This is a genomic window from Microbacterium sp. AG1240, assembly GCF_003635115.1.
Classification (GTDB): domain Bacteria; phylum Actinomycetota; class Actinomycetes; order Actinomycetales; family Microbacteriaceae; genus Microbacterium.
On the sequence record NZ_RBXJ01000002.1, the window covers coordinates 116,879 to 139,232 of the forward strand.

The 22,354-nt window shown below is 71.9% G+C and carries 20 protein-coding genes; 15 read left to right on the top strand and 5 right to left on the bottom strand.

Features of this window, described 5'->3' with window-relative positions:
• Positions 1 to 33 precede the first annotated feature (33 nt).
• A complete protein-coding gene (locus DEU34_RS09120) occupies positions 34 to 2,001 on the bottom strand; it encodes a YhgE/Pip family protein (RefSeq protein ID WP_121149890.1) in 1,968 nt (655 codons plus the stop codon).
• Positions 1,998 to 4,763, bottom strand: a complete 2,766-nt coding sequence (locus DEU34_RS09125) for an efflux RND transporter permease subunit (RefSeq protein WP_121149891.1) — start codon at positions 4,761 to 4,763, stop codon at positions 1,998 to 2,000. The genes DEU34_RS09120 and DEU34_RS09125 overlap by 4 nt, the downstream gene beginning before the upstream one ends.
• A gap of 116 nt (positions 4,764 to 4,879) precedes the next feature.
• On the opposite strand from DEU34_RS09125, the gene DEU34_RS09130 reads away from it, so the two are divergent.
• Complete coding sequence (locus DEU34_RS09130) at positions 4,880 to 5,518, top strand: TetR/AcrR family transcriptional regulator (protein ID WP_121149892.1); 639 nt, start codon at positions 4,880 to 4,882, stop codon at positions 5,516 to 5,518.
• Here the strand turns inward: DEU34_RS09130 and DEU34_RS09135 are convergent.
• Entirely contained in the window at positions 5,499 to 6,494 is a 996-nt protein-coding gene (locus DEU34_RS09135; RefSeq protein WP_121149893.1) for an o-succinylbenzoate synthase, read from the bottom strand. The genes DEU34_RS09130 and DEU34_RS09135 overlap by 20 nt on opposite strands.
• Positions 6,495 to 6,527: 33 nt before the next feature.
• Between DEU34_RS09135 and DEU34_RS09140 the strand changes: the two genes are divergently transcribed.
• The 4 genes from DEU34_RS09140 to DEU34_RS09155 all read left to right on the top strand — a co-directional run bounded on the left by DEU34_RS09140 (position 6,528) and on the right by DEU34_RS09155 (position 10,490).
• Positions 6,528 to 7,328, top strand: coding sequence for an LLM class F420-dependent oxidoreductase (locus DEU34_RS09140; protein ID WP_121149894.1), 801 nt, complete (start codon positions 6,528 to 6,530; stop codon positions 7,326 to 7,328).
• On the top strand, positions 7,328 to 8,227 hold the full coding sequence (locus tag DEU34_RS09145; protein ID WP_121149895.1) for a 1,4-dihydroxy-2-naphthoyl-CoA synthase: 900 nt from the start codon (positions 7,328 to 7,330) through the stop codon (positions 8,225 to 8,227). The genes DEU34_RS09140 and DEU34_RS09145 overlap by 1 nt, the downstream gene beginning before the upstream one ends.
• Before the next feature lie 64 nt (positions 8,228 to 8,291).
• Positions 8,292 to 9,440: an AMP-binding protein gene (locus DEU34_RS09150; RefSeq protein ID WP_121149896.1), complete on the top strand. Its 1,149-nt coding sequence runs from the start codon at positions 8,292 to 8,294 to the stop codon at positions 9,438 to 9,440.
• Between the two features lie 78 nt (positions 9,441 to 9,518).
• On the top strand, positions 9,519 to 10,490 hold the full coding sequence (locus DEU34_RS09155; protein ID WP_121149897.1) for a 1,4-dihydroxy-2-naphthoate polyprenyltransferase: 972 nt from the start codon (positions 9,519 to 9,521) through the stop codon (positions 10,488 to 10,490).
• A 22-nt stretch (positions 10,491 to 10,512) separates the two neighbouring features.
• Here the strand turns inward: DEU34_RS09155 and DEU34_RS09160 are convergent, their stop codons facing one another.
• Positions 10,513 to 10,806 (bottom strand): DUF4229 domain-containing protein, encoded by a 294-nt coding sequence (locus tag DEU34_RS09160; RefSeq protein WP_121149898.1) that lies wholly within the window; start codon positions 10,804 to 10,806, stop codon positions 10,513 to 10,515.
• Between the two features lie 64 nt (positions 10,807 to 10,870).
• Between DEU34_RS09160 and DEU34_RS09165 the strand changes: the two genes are divergently transcribed.
• From DEU34_RS09165 to DEU34_RS09190, 6 genes are all read left to right on the top strand, one after another.
• The gene (locus tag DEU34_RS09165) at positions 10,871 to 11,290 is read left to right on the top strand and encodes a PLD nuclease N-terminal domain-containing protein (protein ID WP_121149899.1); all 420 of its coding nucleotides are present in this window, start codon (positions 10,871 to 10,873) and stop codon (positions 11,288 to 11,290) included.
• Position 11,291: 1 nt separating this feature from the next.
• The gene (gene menD, locus DEU34_RS09170) at positions 11,292 to 13,064 is read left to right on the top strand and encodes a 2-succinyl-5-enolpyruvyl-6-hydroxy-3-cyclohexene-1-carboxylic-acid synthase (RefSeq protein WP_121149900.1); all 1,773 of its coding nucleotides are present in this window, start codon (positions 11,292 to 11,294) and stop codon (positions 13,062 to 13,064) included.
• A gap of 113 nt (positions 13,065 to 13,177) precedes the next feature.
• The gene (locus DEU34_RS09175; protein ID WP_147424034.1) at positions 13,178 to 14,215 is read left to right on the top strand and encodes a hypothetical protein; all 1,038 of its coding nucleotides are present in this window, start codon (positions 13,178 to 13,180) and stop codon (positions 14,213 to 14,215) included.
• On the top strand, positions 14,212 to 14,949 hold the full coding sequence (locus DEU34_RS09180) for an ABC transporter ATP-binding protein (protein ID WP_121150561.1): 738 nt from the start codon (positions 14,212 to 14,214) through the stop codon (positions 14,947 to 14,949). The genes DEU34_RS09175 and DEU34_RS09180 overlap by 4 nt, the downstream gene beginning before the upstream one ends.
• Entirely contained in the window at positions 14,946 to 16,199 is a 1,254-nt protein-coding gene (locus tag DEU34_RS09185; RefSeq protein WP_121149902.1) for an ABC transporter permease, read from the top strand. Before DEU34_RS09180 ends, DEU34_RS09185 begins: the two co-directional genes overlap by 4 nt.
• A gap of 58 nt (positions 16,200 to 16,257) precedes the next feature.
• Positions 16,258 to 17,112 (top strand): PPK2 family polyphosphate kinase, encoded by an 855-nt coding sequence (locus tag DEU34_RS09190; protein WP_121149903.1) that lies wholly within the window; start codon positions 16,258 to 16,260, stop codon positions 17,110 to 17,112.
• A gap of 8 nt (positions 17,113 to 17,120) precedes the next feature.
• On the opposite strand, the gene DEU34_RS09195 is transcribed toward DEU34_RS09190, so the two are convergent.
• Positions 17,121 to 18,410, bottom strand: coding sequence for an isochorismate synthase MenF (locus DEU34_RS09195; protein ID WP_121149904.1), 1,290 nt, complete (start codon positions 18,408 to 18,410; stop codon positions 17,121 to 17,123).
• A 102-nt stretch (positions 18,411 to 18,512) separates the two neighbouring features.
• Here DEU34_RS09195 and DEU34_RS09200 point away from each other — a divergent pair, with 102 nt between their 5' ends.
• The 4 genes from DEU34_RS09200 to DEU34_RS09215 are packed head-to-tail and all read left to right on the top strand — an operon-like array spanning position 18,513 to position 22,347.
• Positions 18,513 to 19,076 carry a DUF402 domain-containing protein gene (locus DEU34_RS09200; RefSeq protein ID WP_121149905.1) on the top strand — a complete coding sequence of 188 codons (564 nt, stop codon included), beginning with the start codon at positions 18,513 to 18,515 and terminating at the stop codon, positions 19,074 to 19,076.
• A 22-nt stretch (positions 19,077 to 19,098) separates the two neighbouring features.
• Entirely contained in the window at positions 19,099 to 19,815 is a 717-nt protein-coding gene (locus DEU34_RS09205; protein ID WP_121149906.1) for a class I SAM-dependent methyltransferase, read from the top strand.
• A gap of 33 nt (positions 19,816 to 19,848) precedes the next feature.
• Entirely contained in the window at positions 19,849 to 20,913 is a 1,065-nt protein-coding gene (locus tag DEU34_RS09210; protein WP_121149907.1) for a polyprenyl synthetase family protein, read from the top strand.
• Between the two features lie 60 nt (positions 20,914 to 20,973).
• Positions 20,974 to 22,347, top strand: coding sequence for an FAD-dependent oxidoreductase (locus tag DEU34_RS09215; protein WP_121149908.1), 1,374 nt, complete (start codon positions 20,974 to 20,976; stop codon positions 22,345 to 22,347).
• The last annotated feature ends 7 nt before the right edge of the window (positions 22,348 to 22,354 follow it).

Sequence of the window (22,354 nt, forward strand, 5' to 3'; positions counted from 1 at the left end):
GCGTCCGGGTGTCTTGGACTCTCGAAGCCGGCGCTAGGCGGGCGACACGGCCAGGAGGGCGCGGGTCGAGACCGAGCGGCGACGGGCGACCGCGAGGATCGTCGCGATGAAGGCGAGCACCGCCCAGATCACCAGGCCCGCGATCGCGGCGCCGAGGTTGCCGCTCGAGGTGAGCGCGTCGACGGCGCCCTGGTACGCCGGCGCCGTGGGCAGGAGGCCCGCGACCGACTTCAGCACCCCCGGGACGGTCGAGACGATCCCGGTCGCGACGGCGATCACGCCGATGAGCGCGGCGATCCAGCGCCCGGCCCCGCCGAACACCGCGACGAGCGCCTGGTTCACGGCGGCGAAAGCGATGCCGGTGAGCACCGACATCACCGCGAACAGCGACCACTGGCCCCAGTCATACGAGGCGGCCAGCTGCACGACGCCCGCGACGAGCAGACCCTGCACGGCGCCGATGACCGCGGCGGGGAGCAGCGCCCGGCCCGCGAGGAGGGCCGACGGGCGACGCGAGCTGATCGTGCGCGCGGTGACGGCGCGGAGCGCGACGAAGGTGCCGAGCCCACCGAACCAGAGCGCGACGCTCGCGAGGAGCGGGATCGCGGTCGAGCCGAACAGGTTCGAGCCGATGCCCTCCGCGGCCACCGGATCTGCCACGACCGAGGCGAGATCCTTCGCCTGCGTCTCGGTGTAGGTCGGAACCTGCTCCGCGGCGGTGGTCAACCCGTTGGCGAGGTCGTCGGTGCCGGTGGCGAGCTGCGCAACGCCGTCGGCGAGGGTCTGAGACCCGGTCGCCAGTTCCCCGGCGCCGTCCGACACCTGCGTCGCCCCCGTGGAGAGCCCCCGTGCACCGGTGGCCGACTGAGCGGTTCCGGCGGCGAGCTGGTTGAGGCCCGATTGCAGCGTGCGCGTCTGCGCGGCCGCCTCGCTCAGCCCGGCCGACGACTGCGACGTCAGCTGCGCGATCCCGTCGGCCGTCGGTGCGGTGTAACCCGCGGCGTAGCCGGCGCTGGTCGCCGCCTCCACCGCGCTCTGGGCTGCCCCGCCGACCTGCGCGCACAGGGTCGGATCGAGGGTGCCCGTCGCGCACTGCTGAGCCAGGGCGCCGAGGGTAGCCGCCAGCTGCGCGGTCTGTGCAGCGGTGGTCTGCGCGTAGCCGTTCGCGGAGGCGGCGGCGCCCACGAGCTGCTGGTTGTTCACGCCGGCAGCCGCCGCGTCGAGCCCGGCGGCCAGCTGCCCGGCGCCGTCGGCGGATTGCCCGATGCCGCCCGCGATCTGGTCGAGGCCCCCGGCGAGCTGGGTCGCACCCGAGGCCAGCTGCCCGGCGCCGTCGCCCAGCGCGGTCGCACCGGACGGCAGTTGGGCGGCGCCGTCGGCGGCCTGTTGAGCGCCGTCTGCGAGCTGGTGCGCGCCGTCGGCCGCGGTGCCCAGCTGGTCGCCGAGGGTGGTGAATCCGAGGAAGACGTTCTGCAGGTAGGTCTCGCTCAGCATGGTGCCGGTGAGGGATGCGGCGGCCTGGGTCACCTGCGCCGAGATGGCGTCGTCGACCACGAGGCTGTCGGGCGGCGTGCTCACGCTGATCGTCGCCTGCTCGGGGGTCGATCCGGGCGCGGTCGACGTCGCGGCGGCCGAGAAGTTCGAGGGGATCGTCACGACGGCGGCGTAGGTGCCGTCGGCGAGCCCGTCCGCCGCATCCTGCTCGTTCGTGATCGTCCAGTCGAAGTTGCTCTCCACCTCGTCGGAACCGTCGACGAGGCCGGCGGTGAGCTGGCGCCCGAGCGGCACGAGCTGTCCGTCGATCGTGACGGCCTGATCGTCGTTCACGATGGCGGCCGTCACCGAATCGAGGCGCTCGGCGGGGTTGTACAGCGCAGCCACGAGGATGCCGCCGATCACGGCGGGCAGGAGCAGCGCCCCGATGATCGTGAGCCAGGTGATCGGGCGGCGAGAGTTCGCGCGCTCGATCGCCCGCCCCGGAAGAGACGTGGAAGTGGTCATGCGTTCACCTCGGGAAGTTCGGCGGAGCGGGAGGAGTGGCTCTCGACGCGCACGGTCTGCACGTCGCGCCAGCCGGCGTCGTCGAGCACCCCGCGGGCGGCGTGGGGATCGGCCGCTGAGATCGCGAGCGTCCACGTGCCCTCGGCGTCGCGGAGCATCGCCGCGGCCTGATCGCGCAGGGCGCCGTGGGCGAGGGCGTCGAGCCCCTGCAGGGCGACGAGCCCGGGGCCCCCCGCGAAGACGCCTCGGAGTTCGGCGAGCGGGTCGGCCGCGTCATCGAGGAGGGCGACGGCCACGTGCCCGCGCACCCACGCGGCCCGGCCGGGGAGCAGGTGCCCCGCGACGCGCAGCCGCCCCGACGTGGTCGGCACGCGACCCGCGATCGCGAGCAGGGCCGCGCGCGACGCACGGACATCGGAGGAGGTCAGCACGATCGCGCCACCCGGTTCGACCGTGGCGGTGAACCCGGCGAAGACGTCGACGTCGCGCGACTCCAGCCCGACGCCGTCGGCGGCGACGACCGCGGTCGACCCGGGTGCGGGCCAGTCGCGCAGCGCCCGTTCGCGTTCGACGGCCTCGCCCTCGACGTCGAACGACGGCAGGAGCCGGTCGAGCCACCGGGGGATCCACCACGCCTTGGCGCCGAGAAGGGTCATGAGCGCGGGGATGAGGGTCATCCGCACGAGGAACGCGTCGACGGCGATGCCGACGGCCAGGCCCAGCGCGATCGGTTTGATCGACGAGTCGCCCTCGGGAACGAACGCGGCGAAGACGGCGAACATGATCAGCGCGGCCGCGGTGACCACGCGGGCGGTGGCCGAGAAGCCCGTGCGCACCGCCTCGATGGCGGTCGCCCGTGCGTCGGCGTCCGCGGCGCCTCGGGCGCGGGCGTGCACGTAGTCCTCCCGCATGCGCGTGACGAGGAACACCTGGTAGTCCATCGCGAGCCCGAACAGCACGCCCATCAGCACGATCGGCATGAAGCTGATCACCGGCCCGACGCGGGTCACGTGCAGCAGGTCGGCGAACCACCCCCACTCGAACACGGCCGCGACCACGCCGAAGGCGGCCGCCACCGAGAGGAGGTAGCCGAGGGCCGCCGTCAGCGGCACCGCGATCGAGCGGAAGACGATCATCAGCAGGATGAACGACAGGCCGACGACGAAGATCGCGAACGGCACGAGGGCGCCGGAGAGGCGGTCGGAGATGTCGATCGCCACCGCCGTGTAGCCGGTCACCTTGAGGTCGATCCCGTACTCGTCGAGCAGTCTGTCGTGCTGGGCGCGAAGCTCGCGCACGAGGTCGGCGGTGGCCGGGTCGTCGGGGGCCGTGGACGGCACGATCTGCACGATGCCGGTGTCGGCCGTCTCGTTCGGGGTGGCCAGGGCGATCCGCTCGACACCGGGGAGGTCGTCGATCTCGCCCGCGATGTCGTTCATCAGCGTGACGGGGTCGTTCGAGGTGACGATCGTGCCGGTCATCACGAGCGGGCCGTTGACCCCGGGTCCGAAGTATTCGGCGGCGAGGTCGTAGTTCTGCCTCGCCTGGTTCGACTCGGGCAGCATGCCCGCGTTCGGCAGCGCGAGGGCGAGGCTCGACGCGGGGATCGCGAGCACGCCGAGCACGGCGACCACCGAGACGGTCGCGGCGATCGGGTGCGTCGACACGACCCGCACCCACGCGTTGATCCGCTTCGGGGCGTGCGCGGCAGCATCCGCCCCCTTCTTCCGTCGGCGCGGGCGTCCGATGATCCGGCCCTTGACGAGGCCGAGCATCGCGGGGGTGAGGGTGACGGCGACGAGCACGGCGATCGCCACGGCGACGGATGCGGCGATGCCCATGGTCGTGAGGAACGGGATGCCCGCGAACGACAGGCCGATGAGGGCGATGAGCACCGTCACGCCGGCGAAGACGACGGCCGACCCGGCGGTGCCGGTGGCGCGGGCGGCGGATTCCTCGGGGTCGACGCCCTCGCGCACCTGATCCTGATGTCGCGCGGCGATGAACAGCGCGTAGTCGATGCCGACCGCGAGGCCCAGCATGAGCGCCAGGAGCGGGGTCGTCGACGAGATCGACGCGAAGGCGGTCGCGACGAAGATGAGCGCCATCGAGAGCCCGACGCCGATCACCGCGGTGAGGAGGGGCAGGCCGGCGACGACGAACGAGCGGAACGTGACGATGAGCACGAGCAGGGCGATGATGAGCCCGACCGCCTCGGTGATCGTCACCCCGGGGATCGACGTGCCGAAGAGGTCGCCGCCGAGGGCGACCTGCGAGCCCTCGGGGAGTTCGACGCCGAGGGCGTTCGACACGTCGGTGAGCGAGGCCTTCGCCTCGGGCGAGACGTCGCCGGACTGACCGTCGAACTGCAGACGGATGATGGCGGCGTCGCCGTCGTCGCTGACCAGGCCCGAGACGGTCTGGTCGAACGGGTCGGTCACGGCCAGCACGCCCTCGACCGCGCGGAGGTCGGTGATCGTGGTGGCGATGTCGGCCGAGTACGGCGCTGCGTCGACCCGGTCGCCGGGAGCGGCGACCACGATGATCTGCGCGCTCGTGCCGCTCACCTGGGGGAACGTGCGCGAGAGCTGCTGCAGTCCCTCCTGCGACTCGGTGCCGGGGATCGAGAACGAGTTGTCGGTGCCCTGGCTGAACAGCGCCGCGCCGCCACCGGCGGCCACCAGGACGATGATCCACGCCAGCAGGACGCGAACGCCGTGCCGGTACGACCAGCGTCCGAGCGAGTACAGCAGTGTGGACACGGATGCTCCGTTTCGATCGGGAAGTTCGATACGTCACTGTATCCAATACACAGATGTATCGTAGAGCGTGATCGGCCGGCCGAGGCTGAGCGATCCGTGTGAACCGGAGGAACACCATGACCGACACCGAGGGTGCCGTTCCGCGCCGACGCGAGAACACCCGCCAGCGACTGCTCGATGCTGCGGCGCAGGTCTTCGCTGAGGTGGGTCTCGACGCGGCCTCGGTCGAGGCGGTCTGCGAGGCCGCCGGCTACACGCGCGGCGCGTTCTACTCGAACTTCGAGAGCAAGGAACAGCTCTTCCTCGAACTCTGCGCGCGCGCGGCCGCCCAGCAGATCGCCGCCGTGCGCGCCAAGGTCGCCGACCTCGAGACGGAGGGGTTCGCGGGCGCACCCGGTGATTCGCTGACCCTCGTGCAGCAGGTGCTGGAGGCGTCGGGGGCGGACCGGACCGCGGTGCTGCTCATGGGCGAGATCCGCATCCGGGCGCTGCGCGATTCGACCGTCGCCGCGGCCTACCGCTCGCAGGAGACGCAGCTGCGCACCGAGGTCGCGCAGATCATCACCGACATCGCTCGCGCGAAGCACATCTCATTGCGCCTTCCGGCCGTCCACGCGTCGGATCTCTTCATGACGGCCTGGTCGGCCGCCGCCGAAGACGCCGTCATGGACGACGCGGATCAGGCCGGTATCACCCGGCGCATCGGCGAGGCGCTCGCGATCGTCGCCGACCTCGTCATCGATCACCCGCGCTGAGGATCGCGTGGCAGCGGCCGAGCCGCTCGCGCCACCAGGCGTCGCGCTCCGGCGAGACCCGCAGCGCGTCGAGGCGCTCCGCCGAGGGCGACATCCGCCCGACCTGCAGCACACCGCCGCGGGGCGAGAGCGCGGGATCGCACACGTCGCTTGTGAACAGGGCCGAGGTGCCGAGCCCGCAGTCGTAGTCGTGGTCGGGGAGGGCGGCGGCCAGAGCGGTTCCCATCGAGAGTCCGACAGAGGTGTCGAGGGCGCTCGAGACGACGGCGGGGAGTCCCGCCTGCGCGACGATCTCGAGCGCGCGGTGCACGCCGCCGAGCGGCTGCGCCTTCACGATCAGGATGTCGGCGGCCCCCGCCCTGGCCACCCGCAACGGGTCGTCGGCCTTCCGGACGCTCTCGTCGGCGGCGATGGGGATGCCCATGTACTTCACGCGCCCGCGCAGCTCGGCGAGCTCGTCGATGCTCGCGCACGGCTGCTCGACGTACTCGAGGTCGAACTCGGCCAGCGCGTGGATCGCGTGCTCGGCCTCGTCGACGTTCCACGCACCGTTGGCGTCGACCCGGATGCGCCCCTCGGGGCCGAGGATCTCGCGCACCGCGGCGACCCGGGCGACGTCGTCGGCGAGCGTCTGTCCGGGCTCGGCGACCTTCACCTTCGCCGTCCGGCAGCCGTCGAACCGCGCGAGCACCCCGGCCACGGCGTCGGCGGCGACGGCGGGCACGGTCGCGTTGACCCGCACCTCGCCGCGGCGTGCGGGCGCAGCATCCGCCCAGCCGAAGTCGACGGCGCCGGCCAGCCACACGGATGCTTCGGCATCGCCGTACTCGGTGAACGGCGAGAACTCGCTCCACCCGTTCGGGCCATCGATGAGCATCGCCTCGCGGACGTCGATGCCGCGGAACCGTGTTGCCAGCGGGAGCGCCACGACGCGCGCGGTCGTGAGGAGTTCGTCGAGAGACGGCAGTGTGCTCATCCCCTCATCATGACGCGGGAATAGGCTGACGGCATGCTTCTCGACACTCCCGTGCGCCTCGGCGTGCAGATCGAACCCCAGCACGCGACATACCCCCAGATCCGCGAGGCGGCCGCGCGGCTGGAAGACCTCGGTGTCGACATCCTGTTCAACTGGGACCACTTCTTCCCCCTGCACGGCGACCCCGACGGACCCCACTTCGAGTCGTGGACGATGCTGGCCGCGTGGGCGGAGCAGACCGAGCGCGTCGAGTTCGGCGCGCTGGTCAACTGCAACAGCTACCGCAACGCCGACCTGCAGGCCGACATGGCCCGAACGATCGACCACATCAGCGCCCGTGGCGGCGACACCGGCCGGTTCATCTTCGGGACAGGCTCGGGGTGGTTCGAGCGCGACTACGACGAGTACGGGTACGAGTTCGGCACCGCCGGATCCCGCCTGACGGCGCTCGGACAGGATCTCGACCGCGTCGTCTCGCGCTGGGGGAAGCTCAACCCGCCGCCCACGCGCCGCATCCCGATCATGATCGGCGGAGCGGGCGAGCAGAAGACGCTGCGCTTCGTGGCCCGTCACGCCGACATCTGGCACAGCTTCGTGCCGGCCGAGGGTCTTGCGCACAAGATCTCGGTCATCGAGAACTGGGCCGAGACCGAGGGGCGCGACCTCTCGGGCCTGATCGTCTCGAACGAGCTGAAGAACCGCGGTGAGAGCGACGCCGACGCCCTCTTCGATGCGGGCACACGGCTGTTCACGCTCGGATGGGCCCCGGGGTCGCCCGACTACGACGTCGTGACGCGGTGGCTGCGCTGGCGCGACGGCAAGAACGCGCTCTGATGGTCTCCGATCTGTTCGACCCCGCGGTGTGGCAGCCGACCGCCGCCGACGAGCGCTATACCGACATCACCGCGCACACGAGCCTCGACGGGCGCATCGCGCGCATCGCGTTCGACCGGCCGGAGGTGCGAAACGCCTTCCGCCCTCACACGGTCGACGAGCTGCACCACGCGCTCGACGTCGCGCGACAGGACCCCCGTATCGGCGTGGTGCTGCTCACCGGCAACGGCCCGAGCGCGAAGGACGGCGGCTGGGCGTTCTGCTCGGGCGGCGACCAGCGCATCCGCGGTCGCGACGGCTACAAGTACTCCGACGACCACTCGTCGGTCGACGACGGCGCACGCGCGGGCCGGCTGCACATCCTCGAGGTGCAGCGGCTGATCCGCTTCATGCCCAAGGTCGTCATCGCGGTCGTCCCGGGATGGGCGGCCGGCGGCGGGCACTCGCTGAACGTGGTGTGCGACCTGTCGATCGCGAGCCGCGAGCACGGTCGCTTCAAGCAGACGGATGCCGACGTCGGATCGTTCGACGCCGGGTACGGCTCGGCCTACTTCGCCCGCCAGATCGGGCAGAAGCTCGCGCGCGAGGTGTTCTTCCTCGCCGAGGAGTACTCCGCCGACCGTGCGTACGAGATGGGTGCGGTCAACCGCGTCGTACCGCACGCCGAGCTCGAGGTCGAGGCGATCGCGATGGCTCGCACGATCCTCACGAAGAGCCCGACCGCGATCCGCATGCTGAAGTTCGCGTTCAACGCCGTCGACGACGGCCTGGTCGGGCAGCAGGTCTTCGCCGGCGAGGCCACGCGTCTGGCCTACGGCACCGATGAGGCGGTGGAGGGGCGCGACGCGTTCCTCGAGAAGCGCGACCCCGACTGGTCGGACTATCCCTACCACTACTGAGGTGCCGCGAACCGGGCCTTCCGGCGTAGGCGAAGCCCCCGTGTGCGGCATCTGACGAGGAGACATGCGGCTCGAAGCGATCAACGGCGACGAACCCCGGGAGGTTCTGCGGGCCGTCCGGGGCGCGGTGCTCGGGGCCGGACCCGCGATCTCGCTCGGGGCGGCGGATGCGGCGCTCCCGGGCGAGGTGCCGGCGGGCACGGCGGTCGTCGTCACCACCTCCGGGTCGACGGGCGTGCCGAAGTCGGTGGTGCTCAGCCGCAGCGCCCTCACCGCCAGCGCGCTGGCGACCGCGGCGCGCCTGGGCGAGGGGGCGTGGCTGCTCGCCCTGCCGGCCGGCTACGTGGCGGGCCTGCAGGTGCTCGTGCGCTCCCTCGTGTCGGGGCGCGAGCCCGCGATCCTGGCGGGGCGCTTCTCGCCCGAGGCGTTCGCCGCCGCGGCCCGCTCGATGGCGTCGAGCGTCGGGGGAGTGCGCGTGCCCACCTACACCTCGCTCGTGCCGGCGCAGCTGCAGCGACTGCTCGACGCGGCCGATGATGATCCCGACGTGCGGGGGGCGGTGCGCTCGTTCGAGCGCATCCTCGTCGGCGGCCAGGCGCTGCCTCCCGCCGTGCGCGAGCGGGCGGAGGCCCTGGGCGTGCGGCTGGCCCGCACCTACGGCTCGACCGAGACCAGCGGCGGCTGCGTGTACGACGGCGTCGCTCTCGACGGCGTGACGCTGCGGATCGAGGGCGGTGAGGTGCAGGTGTCGGGGCCGACGCTCGCCGAGGGTTATCTCGGCGACCCCGAGAGGACGGATGCGGCGTTCCTCCGCGACCCCGACGGCACCCGCTGGTATCGCACGGGCGATGCCGGGCGCATCGACGACGGCGTGCTGAGCATCCACGGCCGGATCGACAACGTGCTCGTCTCGGGCGGCGTGAACGTCTCGCTCGACCGCGTCGAGCGGGCGGTGCGCAGCATCCGGGGCCTCGAGTCGGCCGTCGTCGTCGCGGTCCCCGACGAGCGGTGGGGCGAAGCATCCGTGATCGTCGCGGCCCGCGATGCCGACACGGAGGGCGTGCTGCGACGCGCGCGCGACGCCGTGGAGGCGCAGGTCGGCCGCCCCGCACGTCCGTCGAGGGTGTGCTTCGTCGACGAGATCCCGATGCTCCCCTCGGGCAAGCCCGACCGCGCGGCGGCTCGACGACTCGCGCTGGCCTCGGTCACGTAGCGTCCGCCGCTCGCCGTTCGAGCCTCCGGCCCGCGGTGAGACGGCCGCCGCCTCGTCGTCGCCGTAGGATCACTACTCGTGGCAGGCAAGACGCGAAAGACCCGAACGAGCACCGCCAAGCGGCAGCAGCCGCGCGGAAATCCGCGCAAGGCGCAGGGCGCACCGCCGCCGCCCCCGAAGGCGACGGCCCGCGACTGGATCGGGGCGGCGCGCCTGCGGACGCTGCCGCTGGCGATCACCCCGGTGCTCATCGGAACCGGCGCCGCCCGGCTCGTCGACGACCAGTTCCACTGGGTCATCGCGCTCACCTGCCTCGCGGTGGCGGTGTTCCTCCAGATCGGCGTGAACTTCGCCAACGACTACAGCGACGGCATCCGCGGCACCGACGACTTCCGCGTCGGCCCCGCCCGCCTCACGGCCTCGCGCCGCGCGAAGCCGCGCACCGTGCTCATCGTGGCGCTGGTGTTCTTCGCCCTGGCCGGACTCGCCGGTGTCGCATTGGTGATCCGCAGCCAGCAGTGGTGGCTGCTCGTGGTGGGGGCCGCCTGCATCGCCGCCGCCTGGTTCTACACCGGCGGCAAGCGGCCCTACGGCTACGCCGGTCTGGGGGAGCTGTTCGTCTTCGTCTTCTTCGGGCTCGTCGCCACCGTCGGCACCACGTGGGTGCAGGTGCTGTCGATCCCTCAGGAAGCCTGGTTCGGAGCGGTCGCGGCGGGGTTCCTCGCCGTCGCCGTGCTGCTGGCCAACAACCTGCGCGACATCGATCAGGACAAGGTGGCGGGCAAGAAGACCCTCAGCGTCCGCATCGGCAGGCGGGCCACCCAGGCGCTGTTCACCGCACTGGTGCTGCTGCCCTTCGTGATCGCGGTGTTCCTCGCGCAGTTCTACCCCGGCGCGTGGCTGACCCTCATGGCGCTCCTGGCGGCGCTCCCGGCGATCCTCATCGTCTGGACCTACCGGGCCCCGCGCGAACTGGTCACCGCCCTCGCTCTGACGTCGCTCACGTCGGTCGCCTACGGCGCGTTCCTCTTCTGGGCCTTCATCGGCTGAGGCGGCGTCCGCGATCGCGGCATCAGGCGTCGGAGTCGCGACGCGCGTCGTCGGCGGCGTCTTCGCTGTCGGCGTCGACCTGTGCGCCGCGGGCCTCGGTGCGCGCCGCGCGGCGCTCGGCGAGGCCCCCCGAGACGGACTCGAGCGGGCGGCGCAGGAACAGCAACGACAGGCTGAGACCGATCAGCGCCGCGAAGATCGCGGCGAGCCAGTACAGCCCGTTCTGGAAGGCCGGGAACAGCATCAGCACCGAGAACGGCACGAGGAACGCGAGCAACCGCAGCACGGTGTAGAGGAAAGCGGAGCGGACGCGCATCGGGCCATTCTAGATCCGCCCCGGCGCAGGGCCGACGTTCAGGCGGCGCACGTAGGATTGAGCCATGACAAGGGTGCTGCTCATCGGGGCGCTCGTGGCGACCGCATTCTGGGTGTACACGATCGTCGACTGCGCCCTCCAGCCTCCGCAGCGTCACCGCGGCGTGAGCAAGGGCGTCTGGATCGTCATCACCGTCCTCGTGCCCGTCCTCGGCGGCGTTCTGTGGTTCGCGGTGGGCCGCGGACGAGCCTCCTCGTCGCGCAAGCACCGCGCACCCGACGACGATCCCGAGTTCCTCGGCAGCATCGGCACGATCAGCGACCAGGACGAACGCATCCGCCGTCTCGAAGAAGAGCTCGCGATGCTCGACTCCGAGGCCGACGACCCCCGGACACCGCCGGCCGCGCCCGGCAGCATCCCCCCGGCCGAGAAGCCGACCGACGACGGCGACGACTCGCGCGGTCAGCGCGGCGCCGTCGGCTGACGTGGACGCACCCGAGCACGGGGCGGCCTCGCCCGCGACGGATGCCGCCGCCGCTCTCCTCGGCGCTTTGATCGCGCGCGGCGTGGAGCACGTGGTGCTCAGCCCGGGCTCGCGCTCGCAGGCGCTCGCGCTCGTGGCCGCCGACCTCGAACGAGCGGGTCTTCTCCGTCTGCACGTGCGGATCGACGAACGCGTCGCCGGGTTCACCGCGCTGGGCATCGGGCGCGAGACCGGGATGCCCGCCGCCGTGATCTGCACGTCCGGCACGGCCGTGGCGAACCTCCTCCCGGCGGTGCTCGAAGCGCACCACTCCGGCGTGCCGCTCCTCCTCCTCACCGCCGACCGGCCCCCGGAGCTCCGCGGCATCGGGGCCAACCAGACCACACGGCAGCCCGGCATGTTCGCGCAGGCGGTGCGTCTCGAGCTCGACGTCGCCGTGCCCGACGAGACCGACGCCGACGGCACCGGCGAGGGCACGCGGATGCTGCGCGACCTCGCCGCCGAAGCGCTCGACGCCGCCCTCGGCGACGGCCGGCCCGCCGGCCCCGTGCACCTGAACCTGCCCTACCGCGAGCCCCTCGGGGGCGCCGTTCCCGCGTGGATCGCCGCGCCGACGGAGCCCCTGCCGGATGCCGTCGACGAGACGCCCGACACCTTCGGCGCGATGTACCAGGGCGGCGGCGGCATCGGAGACGCGGATGCGTCGCCGGCGCACGATGCGCCGCTGGTGCTCGCCCGCGGGCTGCGCACCGTCGTCGTCGCGGGCGCCGATGCGGGTGCTGCCGCAGAGGACCTCGCGCACCTGGGCGGATGGCCGCTCATCGCCGAGATCGTCAGCGGTGCCCGGTTCGGCCGGTACCTCGTGCACGGGTACCGCGGGCTGCTCCGCGATCCCGACCTGGGAGGCGCGATCGAGCGGGTGGTGGTGTTCGGCCACCCGACGCTCAGCCGCGAGGTGACGCAGCTGCTCTCCCGCACCGACGTCGAGGTCGTCGCCCTGCGCGGACCCGGCGAGCCCCTCAACCTCAACGGCGCGACGGTCACGGTCGACGCGGTGGGCGTCGATGCCGGCGACGCGGACCGCGAGTGGCTCGGCCTCTGGATGCGCGCGTCCCGCGACGCGGCCGTCGATCTCTCACCGGCCGCCCCCGACGCCGACGCCCTCGCCTCCGACGTGCCGAGCGAACGGCGCGGCGCCCTCGCCTCGGAGGTCGCGGCGCTGCGCGCTCCCCTCGACCGGGAGGGTCTCGTCGATGCGGTGTGGCGGGCGACCTGGCCCCACGACCGCGTCATGTTCGGCTCGTCACGGCTCGTTCGTGTGGCCGACGCGGTGCTCGCCGGTAAGAAGGTTCCGGTGCATTCGAATCGCGGCCTCGCGGGGATCGACGGCACGATCGCGACGGCGATGGGGATCGCGGTGGCCAGCCAGACGGACGGTCGACCCGGGGTCACGCGCGTGCTCCTGGGTGACCTGGCGTTGCTTCACGACGTCGGCGCGCTGCTCCTCCCTACCGGTGAGACGGAGCCGCGGCTGCAGGTCGTCGTCGGCAACGATGGCGGCGGCACGATCTTCGACGGGCTCGAGGTGGCAGGGGTCGCGGGCGCCGAGGCGATGGAGCGCGTGCTGTACACGCCGCAGTCGGTGCGTCTCGAGCAGCTCGCCCTCGCCTACGGGTGGGAGTACCACCGGGTCACGACCCGCTCCGCGCTCGACCAGCTGCTCACCGCGCCGGTCGGCGGGCGGCAGCTCATCGAGGTTCCGCTCGCGCGCTGATGATGCGCCCGAGCACTCCGTCGATGTCGTGTTGCGTAGTACTCTCCATTACGCGGTAGCATCGACTGCGCGTTAGGTAGCGTGCTCGATGCGACCGGTCCGAGGGGGACGACATGGGTGTTGCCAGGCGATGGGTGTTCCCCATCCTTCGAATCGTGCTGATCGCGGTCATCGCGATCGCCCTCGCGAAGCTCGCGTTCTTTCCGGATCGGGCGGTCGAAGCCGATCCCGCCCTGCCGACCGGCGCCGTCATCGAGCCGACGATCCCCGTCGCGGTCGGTACGATCACGAACGACGTCGTGCTCGATGCGACCGTGTCGGCCGATCCCGCCGTCGCGGTGAAGTCGACGGCGGAGGGCACCGTCAACAGGATCTACACCGAGGTTGGGGCCACCGTGACCGCCGAGCAGGCGATCTTCGACGTCAAGGTCGAGATCGTGCGCGATCCGTCGAAGGCGGTCGACGCCGAGGGCAACCCCCTGCCGCCGATCTACCGGTACGTCGAGGTGACCGCCCCGTCGGGAGGCACGCTCAGTTCGCTCGACGTCATCGCCGGGCAGGCCGTGTCGATCGGCCAGGCCGCAGGGCAGATCGCCCCGCCCACCTTCTCGGTCACGGGGTCGCTGCAGCCCGCCCAGCAGTATCGGTTGCTGAATCAACCGACCGAAGCATCCGTCGCCATCACCGGGGGGCCGGCGCCCTTCATCTGCACGGGATTGCGCATCGTCACCCCGCTCGCCGGCGCGAGCGCCGACGCCTCGACGGCGACGGGCGGCGGGGCCGATGCGGGCACCTCGACCACGACGACCGTGAGCTGCCCGGTGCCCGAGGGGGTCACGGTCTTCCCCGGCCTCGCTGCCGAGATGACGATCGCCGGAGGCCGCGCCGAGGGCGTTCTCGTGGTGCCGACCACCGCGGTGCGAGGAGCGGCCCAGAGCGGAGCGGTGTGGGTGGTCGCCGTCGACGGCGCCGTCGAGGAGCGCGCGGTCGGGCTGGGGCTCAGCGACGGCCGCCAGGTCGAGATCACGGGCGGTCTCGCCGACGGCGACGTCGTGCGCGAATTCGCCCCCGGCGCCGATGCGCTCGTCGCCGGGCCCGACGGGTGCACGACGATGCCCGACGGCTCGACCGTCTGCGGGGACACCCCGTGACACTGCTGCACCTCGAGGCGGTCACCCGCACGGTGCTGCCGCCCGATCAACCGGCTCTGACGATCCTCAACGGTGTCGACCTGACCGTCGTCGAGAACGATCGCATCTCGGTCGTCGGGCGCTCCGGATCGGGCAAGTCGACCCTCCTCAACATCCTCGGTCTGCTCGACCTGCCCACCAGCGGCATCGTCGAGTTCGCGGGGCGCCCGGTGAAGGACTACTCCTCGCGGGAGCGGGATCGCGTGCGTGGCCGCGAGATCGGCTTCGTCTTCCAGCAGTTCAACCTGCTCCCCGGGCGCACCGCGCTCGAGAACGTCATGATGCCGCTCTACTACGCCGAGGGCAGACAGTTCTGGCGACGGCGCGCGCTCGCGGCCGAGATGCTCGACGAGGTCGGGCTCGGCCACCGCCTCGAGAGCCTCCCCGACCGTCTATCGGGCGGAGAGCAGCAGCGGGTCGCGATCGCGCGCTCCCTCGTGCGCGGGCCGCGCCTGATCCTCGCCGACGAGCCGACGGGCGCCCTCGATCTCGACACCGGGCAGTCGGTCATGGAGCTCATCGACACCGTCGCCGCCCGCACCGAGGCCGCGCTCGTCGTGATCACCCACGACCCGGCCATCGCTGCCCGATCGCGCGATCACTACCGCCTGGAAGCGGGGGTCCTGACCCGGGCGACCGCTGCGTCGGCCGCCGCCGAGTCGCAGCTCCTCGCCGCCGCGGAGCAGACGTCGTGAACCGGCTGTTCACCGGCCTCGTCGGCGCGCTCGCCGAGGCCTGGCAGGAGGTGCGCATCCATCGCACCCGCGTTCTGCTGTCGCTCGTGGGGGTCGCGGTGGCGGTCTGCTCGCTGACGACCGTCGTGGCGCTGGGCGGCATCATGCAGCAGGCCACGACCGAACTCAGCGAGAGGCAGAGCGGACGCCCGGCGAGCGTGTGGCTCAACGCCTACCGCAACGACGGCCAGGCGGTCGACACCGCGACGCTCGACGCCGCCTGGGAGACGGCGACCGCCCGGTACGGCATCTCGTACGCCAGTCGCAACACGAGCACGCAGCTGCCCGTCGATTCTCCGGCCGGGGTCGTACAGGTCGGAACCCAGGGGGTCGACCAGCCCTACGGCGAGATGCATCGCGTGCGGATGCTGGAGGGGGAGTGGTTCTCGGCCGAGACCGCCGCGATGCTGGCGCCTCGGGTGGTCGTCAACGAGTACTTCTGGAACACGCTCGGTCGTCCCGACCTCGCGCAGCATCCGACCCTCTCGCTCGGCGGGTTCGAGGGCACCGTTGCGGTGATCGTCGGGGTCACGCCGTCGCCGGCCTGGGACACCTACCCGTCCATGTACATGCTCGCCGATCAGCTCGGCGCCTACCGGGCGGCCGACGCCGTCGCCGGTACGGGTGCCGGCCCCGTCGACCCCTACGCGGGCTCGTCCGCGCAGTACGAGATGTGGTTGCCGCCCGAGAACTGGGAGGAGCTGTCGGATCTGGTGACCCGCGACGTCTCCTCCGACCTCGGCGAGGGGACGAACGTCGACGTGTACCGGCAGGACGCCGCGTACTACGGCAACGACTCGTTCGCGGTGGTGCAGCTCGTGGTGGCGGGGATCGCCGTGCTCGTGCTGCTGCTCGGCGCGCTCGGACTCGTCAACATCGCACTGGTCACCGTCAAGCAACGGGTGCGCGAGATCGGCATCCGTCGCAGCTTCGGTGCGACCGCGGGGCGGGTGTTCTTCGCCGTCATGATGGAGAGCGTCGTGGCGACGGTCGTCGCCGGTGTCGCCGGCGTCGCCGTGGCGATCCTCATCGTGCAGAGCCCCTGGGTGCGCGACCTCATCGGTCAGGGGCTGATCGAGGACTTCCCGCCCTTCCCGGTCGACGCCGCCGTGCTCGGACTCGTCGCCGCCAGCGCGGTGGGCGCTCTCGCCGGGCTCCTTCCGGCGCTGGTGGCGGTGCGGGTGAAGGTGATCGACGCGATCCGCTACTGACGCGGAGTCGAAGCGGCAAGGGATGGCGTCGCGCGGACGGCGGGCGGAAAATGATCCGATGAGCGCACACGGATGGACCATTCCCGCCCGCGAGGCCCTGCGCGTGGGCGCCGGGTTCCGGCTGGCCGACCTCGACCCCCGCGAGACACCGGGGTACGACGGGTCGAAGGCCACCGGCGCGGCCGACCTCGCCGACGGCGTGCCGACGCTCGACGATCTGCAGGAGCGCCTCTTCGCGCAAAGCGTCGCCGGAACCGCCCCGGGTTCGGTGCTGCTCGTGCTGCAGGGCATGGACACCTCGGGCAAGGGCGGGATCGTGCGCCACGTCGTCGGCGCCGTCGACCCGCAGGGTGTCGAGCTGGCGTCGTTCAAGAAGCCGACCTCCGAGGAGCTGCAGCACGACTTCCTCTGGCGCATCGCGAAGCGTCTCCCCGCGCCCGGCAAGATCGGCGTCTTCGACCGGTCGCACTACGAGGACGTGCTGATCGGACGCGTGCGCAGCCTCGCGACCGCCGAGGAGATCGAACGGCGGTACGGAGCCATCGATCAGTTCGAGGCGGATGCCGTCGACCGCGGCATCCGGGTCGTGAAGGTCATGCTGCACATCTCGAAGGACGAGCAGAAGGAGCGCCTCGCCGCGCGGCTGGACCGCCCGGAGAAGCACTGGAAGTACAACCCCGGCGACGTCGACGAGCGCGAGCTGTGGGACGACTACATGGCCGCGTACCAGGTCATGCTCGAGCGCACCTCGACCGACGTCGCACCCTGGTTCGTGGTGCCGGCCGATCGCAAGTGGTTCGCCCGCCTGGCCGTGCAGCGGCTGCTGCTGGCGGCGCTCGCCGACATCGATCCGACGTGGCCGGTGGCCGACTACGACGTGGAGCGCGAGAAGGAGCGGCTCGCTGCGTCCTGACTCCCGCCTCAGGCGAGGGCTTCGACGATCGGACGGAACTTCACCCGCGTCTCGAGCAGCTCCGACTCCGGGTCGCTGCCGGCGACGATCCCCGCACCGGCGTACGCGGTGAGCGCGATGGCGTCGCGCGAGCCGGCGGGCACGGCGTCGATGTCGAACTGCGCGCAGCGCAGGGCGATCGCCCACTCGCCGTCGCCCGTTGCGTCGACCCAGCCGACGGCGCCCGCGTAACGGCCGCGGTCGAACGGCTCGAGCCGGCGGATCAGCTCCACCGCATCGCGCGTCGGCGTGCCGGCCACGGCCGCCGTCGGATGCAGTGCTTCGAGCAGATCGAGCGACGACGCCGCATCCGACAGCACGCCTTCGACGTCGGTCGCGAGATGCCAGACGTTCGGCAGCCGCAGCGTGAAGGGTTGCTCGGCGGCCGCGAGCGCACTCGTGTGCGGCCGGAGCGAGGCGAGCACGCTCTGCACGGCGAACCGGTGCTCGTCCTGATCCTTCGGGCTCGTGGCGAGGGCGACGGATGCGGCGGCATCGGCGTCGACGTCGGCCCCCCGCGCCGTGGTGCCGGCAAGCACCCGCGCGGTGACGGTGCCGGCCGACACGGTGACGAGCGTCTCGGGGCTCGCGCCGATGAGGCCGTCGACGGCGAAGATCCAGCAGTCGGGGTAGCCGGAGGCCAGCGACCGCACCAGCCGTCGCAGGTCGGCGCCGACGGGTGCGGTGCCGACGAGGTCGCGGGCGAGCACGACCTTGTCGACCTCGTGCCGTTCGATGGCGCCCAGGGCGGCTCGCACCGCGTCCTGGTAGGCATCGGGGTCCATCGCGCCGGGGCCGAGCGTGGCCGACCAGTGCGGACCGTACGGCACGCGGGCGGGGAGCCCGAGCAGTTCGTCGTCGACCACCGAGTCGGCGTGGCTGATGCGGGTCACCCAGGAGCGCCCGCCGCGACGGCCGACCACGATCCACGGCACGGTGAGCGTGCTGGCCTTCGCCGACCGGGGGTCGAAGGTGAAGGAGCCCAGCGCGATCAGCCCGGTGCCCGGGAGGCCTACGGGGTCGTCGATCTCCGCGGCGGCGGCGATGGCGCGCCACTTCTCGGCGACGAAGCGCGCGGGGGAGTCGACGCCCTCCGCCGCGCGGAGCTCGTGGATCGACCCGAACGCCGCGAGCGAGGCGTCGCGCCTGCTCCAGAAGGCCGGGGCGTACGAGGGGGTGTACGACAGCACGTCTTCGACGGGGTCGATCTCCCGCGTCACCACGCGCAGGCGGGGGAGGGGGAGCGTGTCGGGCGTCACAGCATCCAGCCTACGACCGGGTTCTGCCGCCGGAGCGGCGAACGATCGGCGTCGAGACGACGCGCGGCCTGAGGGGTGGGGGCGCCGATCTAGACTTCGGGCATGACGACCCGTCCCGCACCCGGCACCCGTCTCGTCTTCCGTTGGCGCAAGTGGGATGCCTCCACCCACTGGGTGCACGACTGCGTCTACCTGGGATCGGACGAGTTCGGCGACTGGTTCGGGCAGTTCGCCGGATGGCGCAGCCACCGCCCGGGGCGCGACGTGGTCGCGAGCACCGACAACGTGACCCTTCTGCCCCCGAGCGGCGAGTGGGTATTCACCGCGAACGCCCCCGCCCACCGCACGCGGGTGTACATCGATCTCGCCTGGGACGCGCGCTGGGATGCGGGCGTGCCGACCGGCATCGACATGGATCTCGACGTGGTCGAGCAGGCGGATCGCGGCGTCTGGATCGACGACCGGGACGAGTGGGAGGAGCACCGCGTGAGATACGGGTATCCCCTCGACATCGTCGACCGGCTCGAGGCCGTCACGCTCGAGCTGGAGGCGCGCGTGACCCGTCGCGAGGCGCCCTTCGACGACGCCACGATCGACCGGTGGTTGGGCCGCATGACGCGGTTACACGGATCGTTCGACACCGAGGCACCGCAGGCTGACCACTGACGGTGCGGCCTAGACTCGCCGTATGACCCCCGAGCCCAACCGCGCCGATCTCGCGAAGGATCCGGCCCGCGTGAGCGGCATGTTCGACCAGGTCGCCGCGAAGTACGACCGCACGAACACAGTGCTCAGCCTCGGCAACGACCGCTTCTGGCGCGTGGCGACCACCCGCGCCGTGGCGCCGCGGGCAGGACAGCGCATCCTCGATCTCGCCGCCGGCACGGGGGCCTCGAGCGTGGCGCTCGCGCGCAGCGGTGCCGAGGTGGTCGCCGCCGACTTCTCTCCCGGCATGATCGCCGAGGGCGCCAGGCGCTACGCCGACCTCGCGAACCTGTCATTCGTCGAGGCCAACGCCACCGACCTGCCGTTCGCCGACGACGAGTTCGACACGGTCACCATGTCGTTCGGACTGCGCAACGTCGACCAGCCCAAGAAGGCGCTGCGCGAGCTGCGACGGGTCACCAAGCCCGGCGGCCGCATCGTCGTCTGCGAGTTCTCGACCCCGCCGTCGGCGCTGTTCGGCAGCCTGTACCGCTTCTACAACGGCCGCGTGCTCCCCCGGGTGGCGCGCGTGGTCAGCTCCAACTCCGAGGCCTACGACTACCTCAACGAGTCGATCCGCCACTGGCCCGACCAGCCGACCCTGTCGGCCTGGATGCGCGAGGAAGGGTGGGTCGACGTGGCCTACCGCAATCTGTCGCTGGGCATCGTAGCGCTCCACCGGGGGACCAACCCCTCATGAAGCTCCTCCACCCCCGCACGGTAGGCTGACACGGTGACCCCGAGACCTTCTGCCGCGGGCTCCCGACTCATCGCGGGCAAGCTGGGGCTCGCCGACCGCATCTTCGCGGGCGCGCGCTCCCGCCGGCTGCTGTCGACGGTCGAAGAGGGTCTCGCCCGCGTCGAGACGAGCCTCGCCCACGAGCTGAGCGTGGCCGACACTCTCGCCGATGCCACCAGCCGCTACCTGTACGAGGCGGGCGGCAAGCGCATCCGCCCCATGCTCACGATCCTCACCGCCCAGCTCGGCGACGGGATCACCGACGACGTGGTCGAGGCCGCCGTCGCGCTCGAGATGACGCACCTCGGCTCGCTCTACCACGACGACGTCATGGACGGCGCGGACGTGCGCCGGGGCGTACCCAGCGCGCAGACGGTGTGGGGCAACAACATCGCCATCCTCACCGGCGACCTTCTCTTCTCCCGCGCGAGCCAGATCATGGCCCGGCAGGGCGAGCGGGCCATCCGCCTGCAGGCCGACACCTTCGAGCGTCTCGTGCTCGGTCAGATGCACGAGACCGTCGGACCCGGCGAGGGTGATGACCCGGTCGCGTTCTACCTCGACGTGCTCGGTGACAAGACCGGCTCGCTGATCGCCACCGCCGCCGAGGCCGGCGTGATCTTCGCCCACGGTCCCGTCGAGCTCGAAGTGGCCATGCGCACCTTCGGTGAGAAGGCCGGTGTCGCCTTCCAGCTGCTCGACGACGTGATCGACCTCTCGGCCGACCCCGACGAGACCGGCAAGGTGCCCGGCACCGATCTGCGCGCCGGCGTGCCGACGATGCCGTACCTGCTCCTCGGCGAGCGCACCGACGCCGCATCGCGGGCGCTGCGCGGCACGATCGACGACGGCGTCTCCCGCATCGCCGAGGGAGCCGACCCCGCGCTCCTCGACGGCCCTCTCGCCCAGCTCCGCGACCACGACGCCACGCGCGACACGCTGCGTCTGGCCCACCAGTGGTCGCAGGACGCCATCGACGCGCTCGATCCCGTCCCCGACGGAGCCGTGCGGGAGGCGCTGACGCGCTTCGCGCAGGCCGTCGCCGACCGCTCCAGCTGACCCCGTCGGCGGATCCTCAGCCTCGGGGCCGCCGACCCGCACCCAGAACGAGGGATTCCCATGACGAAGCTCAGGCTCGCCATCGTGGGCGCCGGCCCCGCCGGCATCTACGCCGCCGACATCCTCCTGAAGACCGAGCGCGCGTTCGACGTGTCGATCGATCTCTTCGAGCAGCTCCCCGCGCCGTACGGTCTCGTGCGCTACGGCGTCGCCCCCGACCACCCGCGCATCAAGGGCATCATCACGGCCCTGCGCGAGGTGCTCGACAGCGGCGACATCCGCCTGTTCGGCAACGTGCGCTTCGGCGAGGACATCACCCTCGACGATCTGAAGAAGCACTACAACGCCGTCATCTTCTCCACGGGCGCGATCCGCGACACCGCCCTGGAGATCCCCGGCATCGACGCCGAAGGGTCGTACGGGGCCGCCGACTTCGTCAGCTGGTTCGACGGACACCCGGATGTTCCCCGCGAATGGCCGCTGGACGCCGCATCCGTCGCCGTCATCGGCAACGGCAACGTGGCGCTCGACATCACGCGCATGCTCGCCAAGCACGCCGACGACCTGCTGCCCACCGAGATCCCCGAGAACGTCTACGAGGGGCTGAAGGCCTCGCCCGTCACCGACGTGCACGTGTTCGGTCGCCGCGGGCCCGCGCAGGTGAAGTTCACCCCGCTGGAGCTTCGCGAGCTCGGTGAGCTGCGCGACGTCGACATGGTCGTCTACGACGAGGACTTCGACTACGACGAGGCGTCGAGGGCGGCCATCGCGAGCAACAAGCAGGTCATGGTCATCGACCGCGTGCTGCAGTCGTGGCGCAAGCGCCCGGGCGTGAACAACGCCGGTGGCGAAGCCTCGCGCCGCCTGCACCTGCACTTCTGGGCGAAGCCCGTCGAGCTGAAGACGGATGCCGACGGCCGGGTCTCGTCGTTCGTCTACGAGCGCACGCGCCCGAACGCCGAGGGTGGCGTCGAGGGCACCGGCGAGCTGCGCGAGGTGCCGATCCAGGCGCTGTACCGCGCGGTCGGATACTTCGGTTCGCCGCTCCCCGACGTGCCGTTCGACGAGCGCCACGGCGTCATCCCGAACCGGGAGGGCCAGGTGCTGCACCCCGACTCGAACGAGCCCGTCCCCGGCGTCTACGCCACGGGCTGGATCAAGCGCGGTCCGGTCGGCCTCATCGGCCACACGAAGTCCGACGCCATGGAGACGGTTCGTCACCTCGTCAACGACGCCGGCCAGTGGTGGCAGCCCGAGGACCCGTCCGAGGACGCGGTCGTCGCCCTCCTCGCCGAGCGCGGCGTGCGGTGGACCGACCTCGACGGCTGGCACCGACTCGACGAGCACGAGATCGCCCTCGGCGCCCCGCACGAGCGCGCCCGCATCAAGGTCGTCCCCCGCGACGAGATGGTGCGGGTCTCGCGCGGCGAGTAGTCCCGAG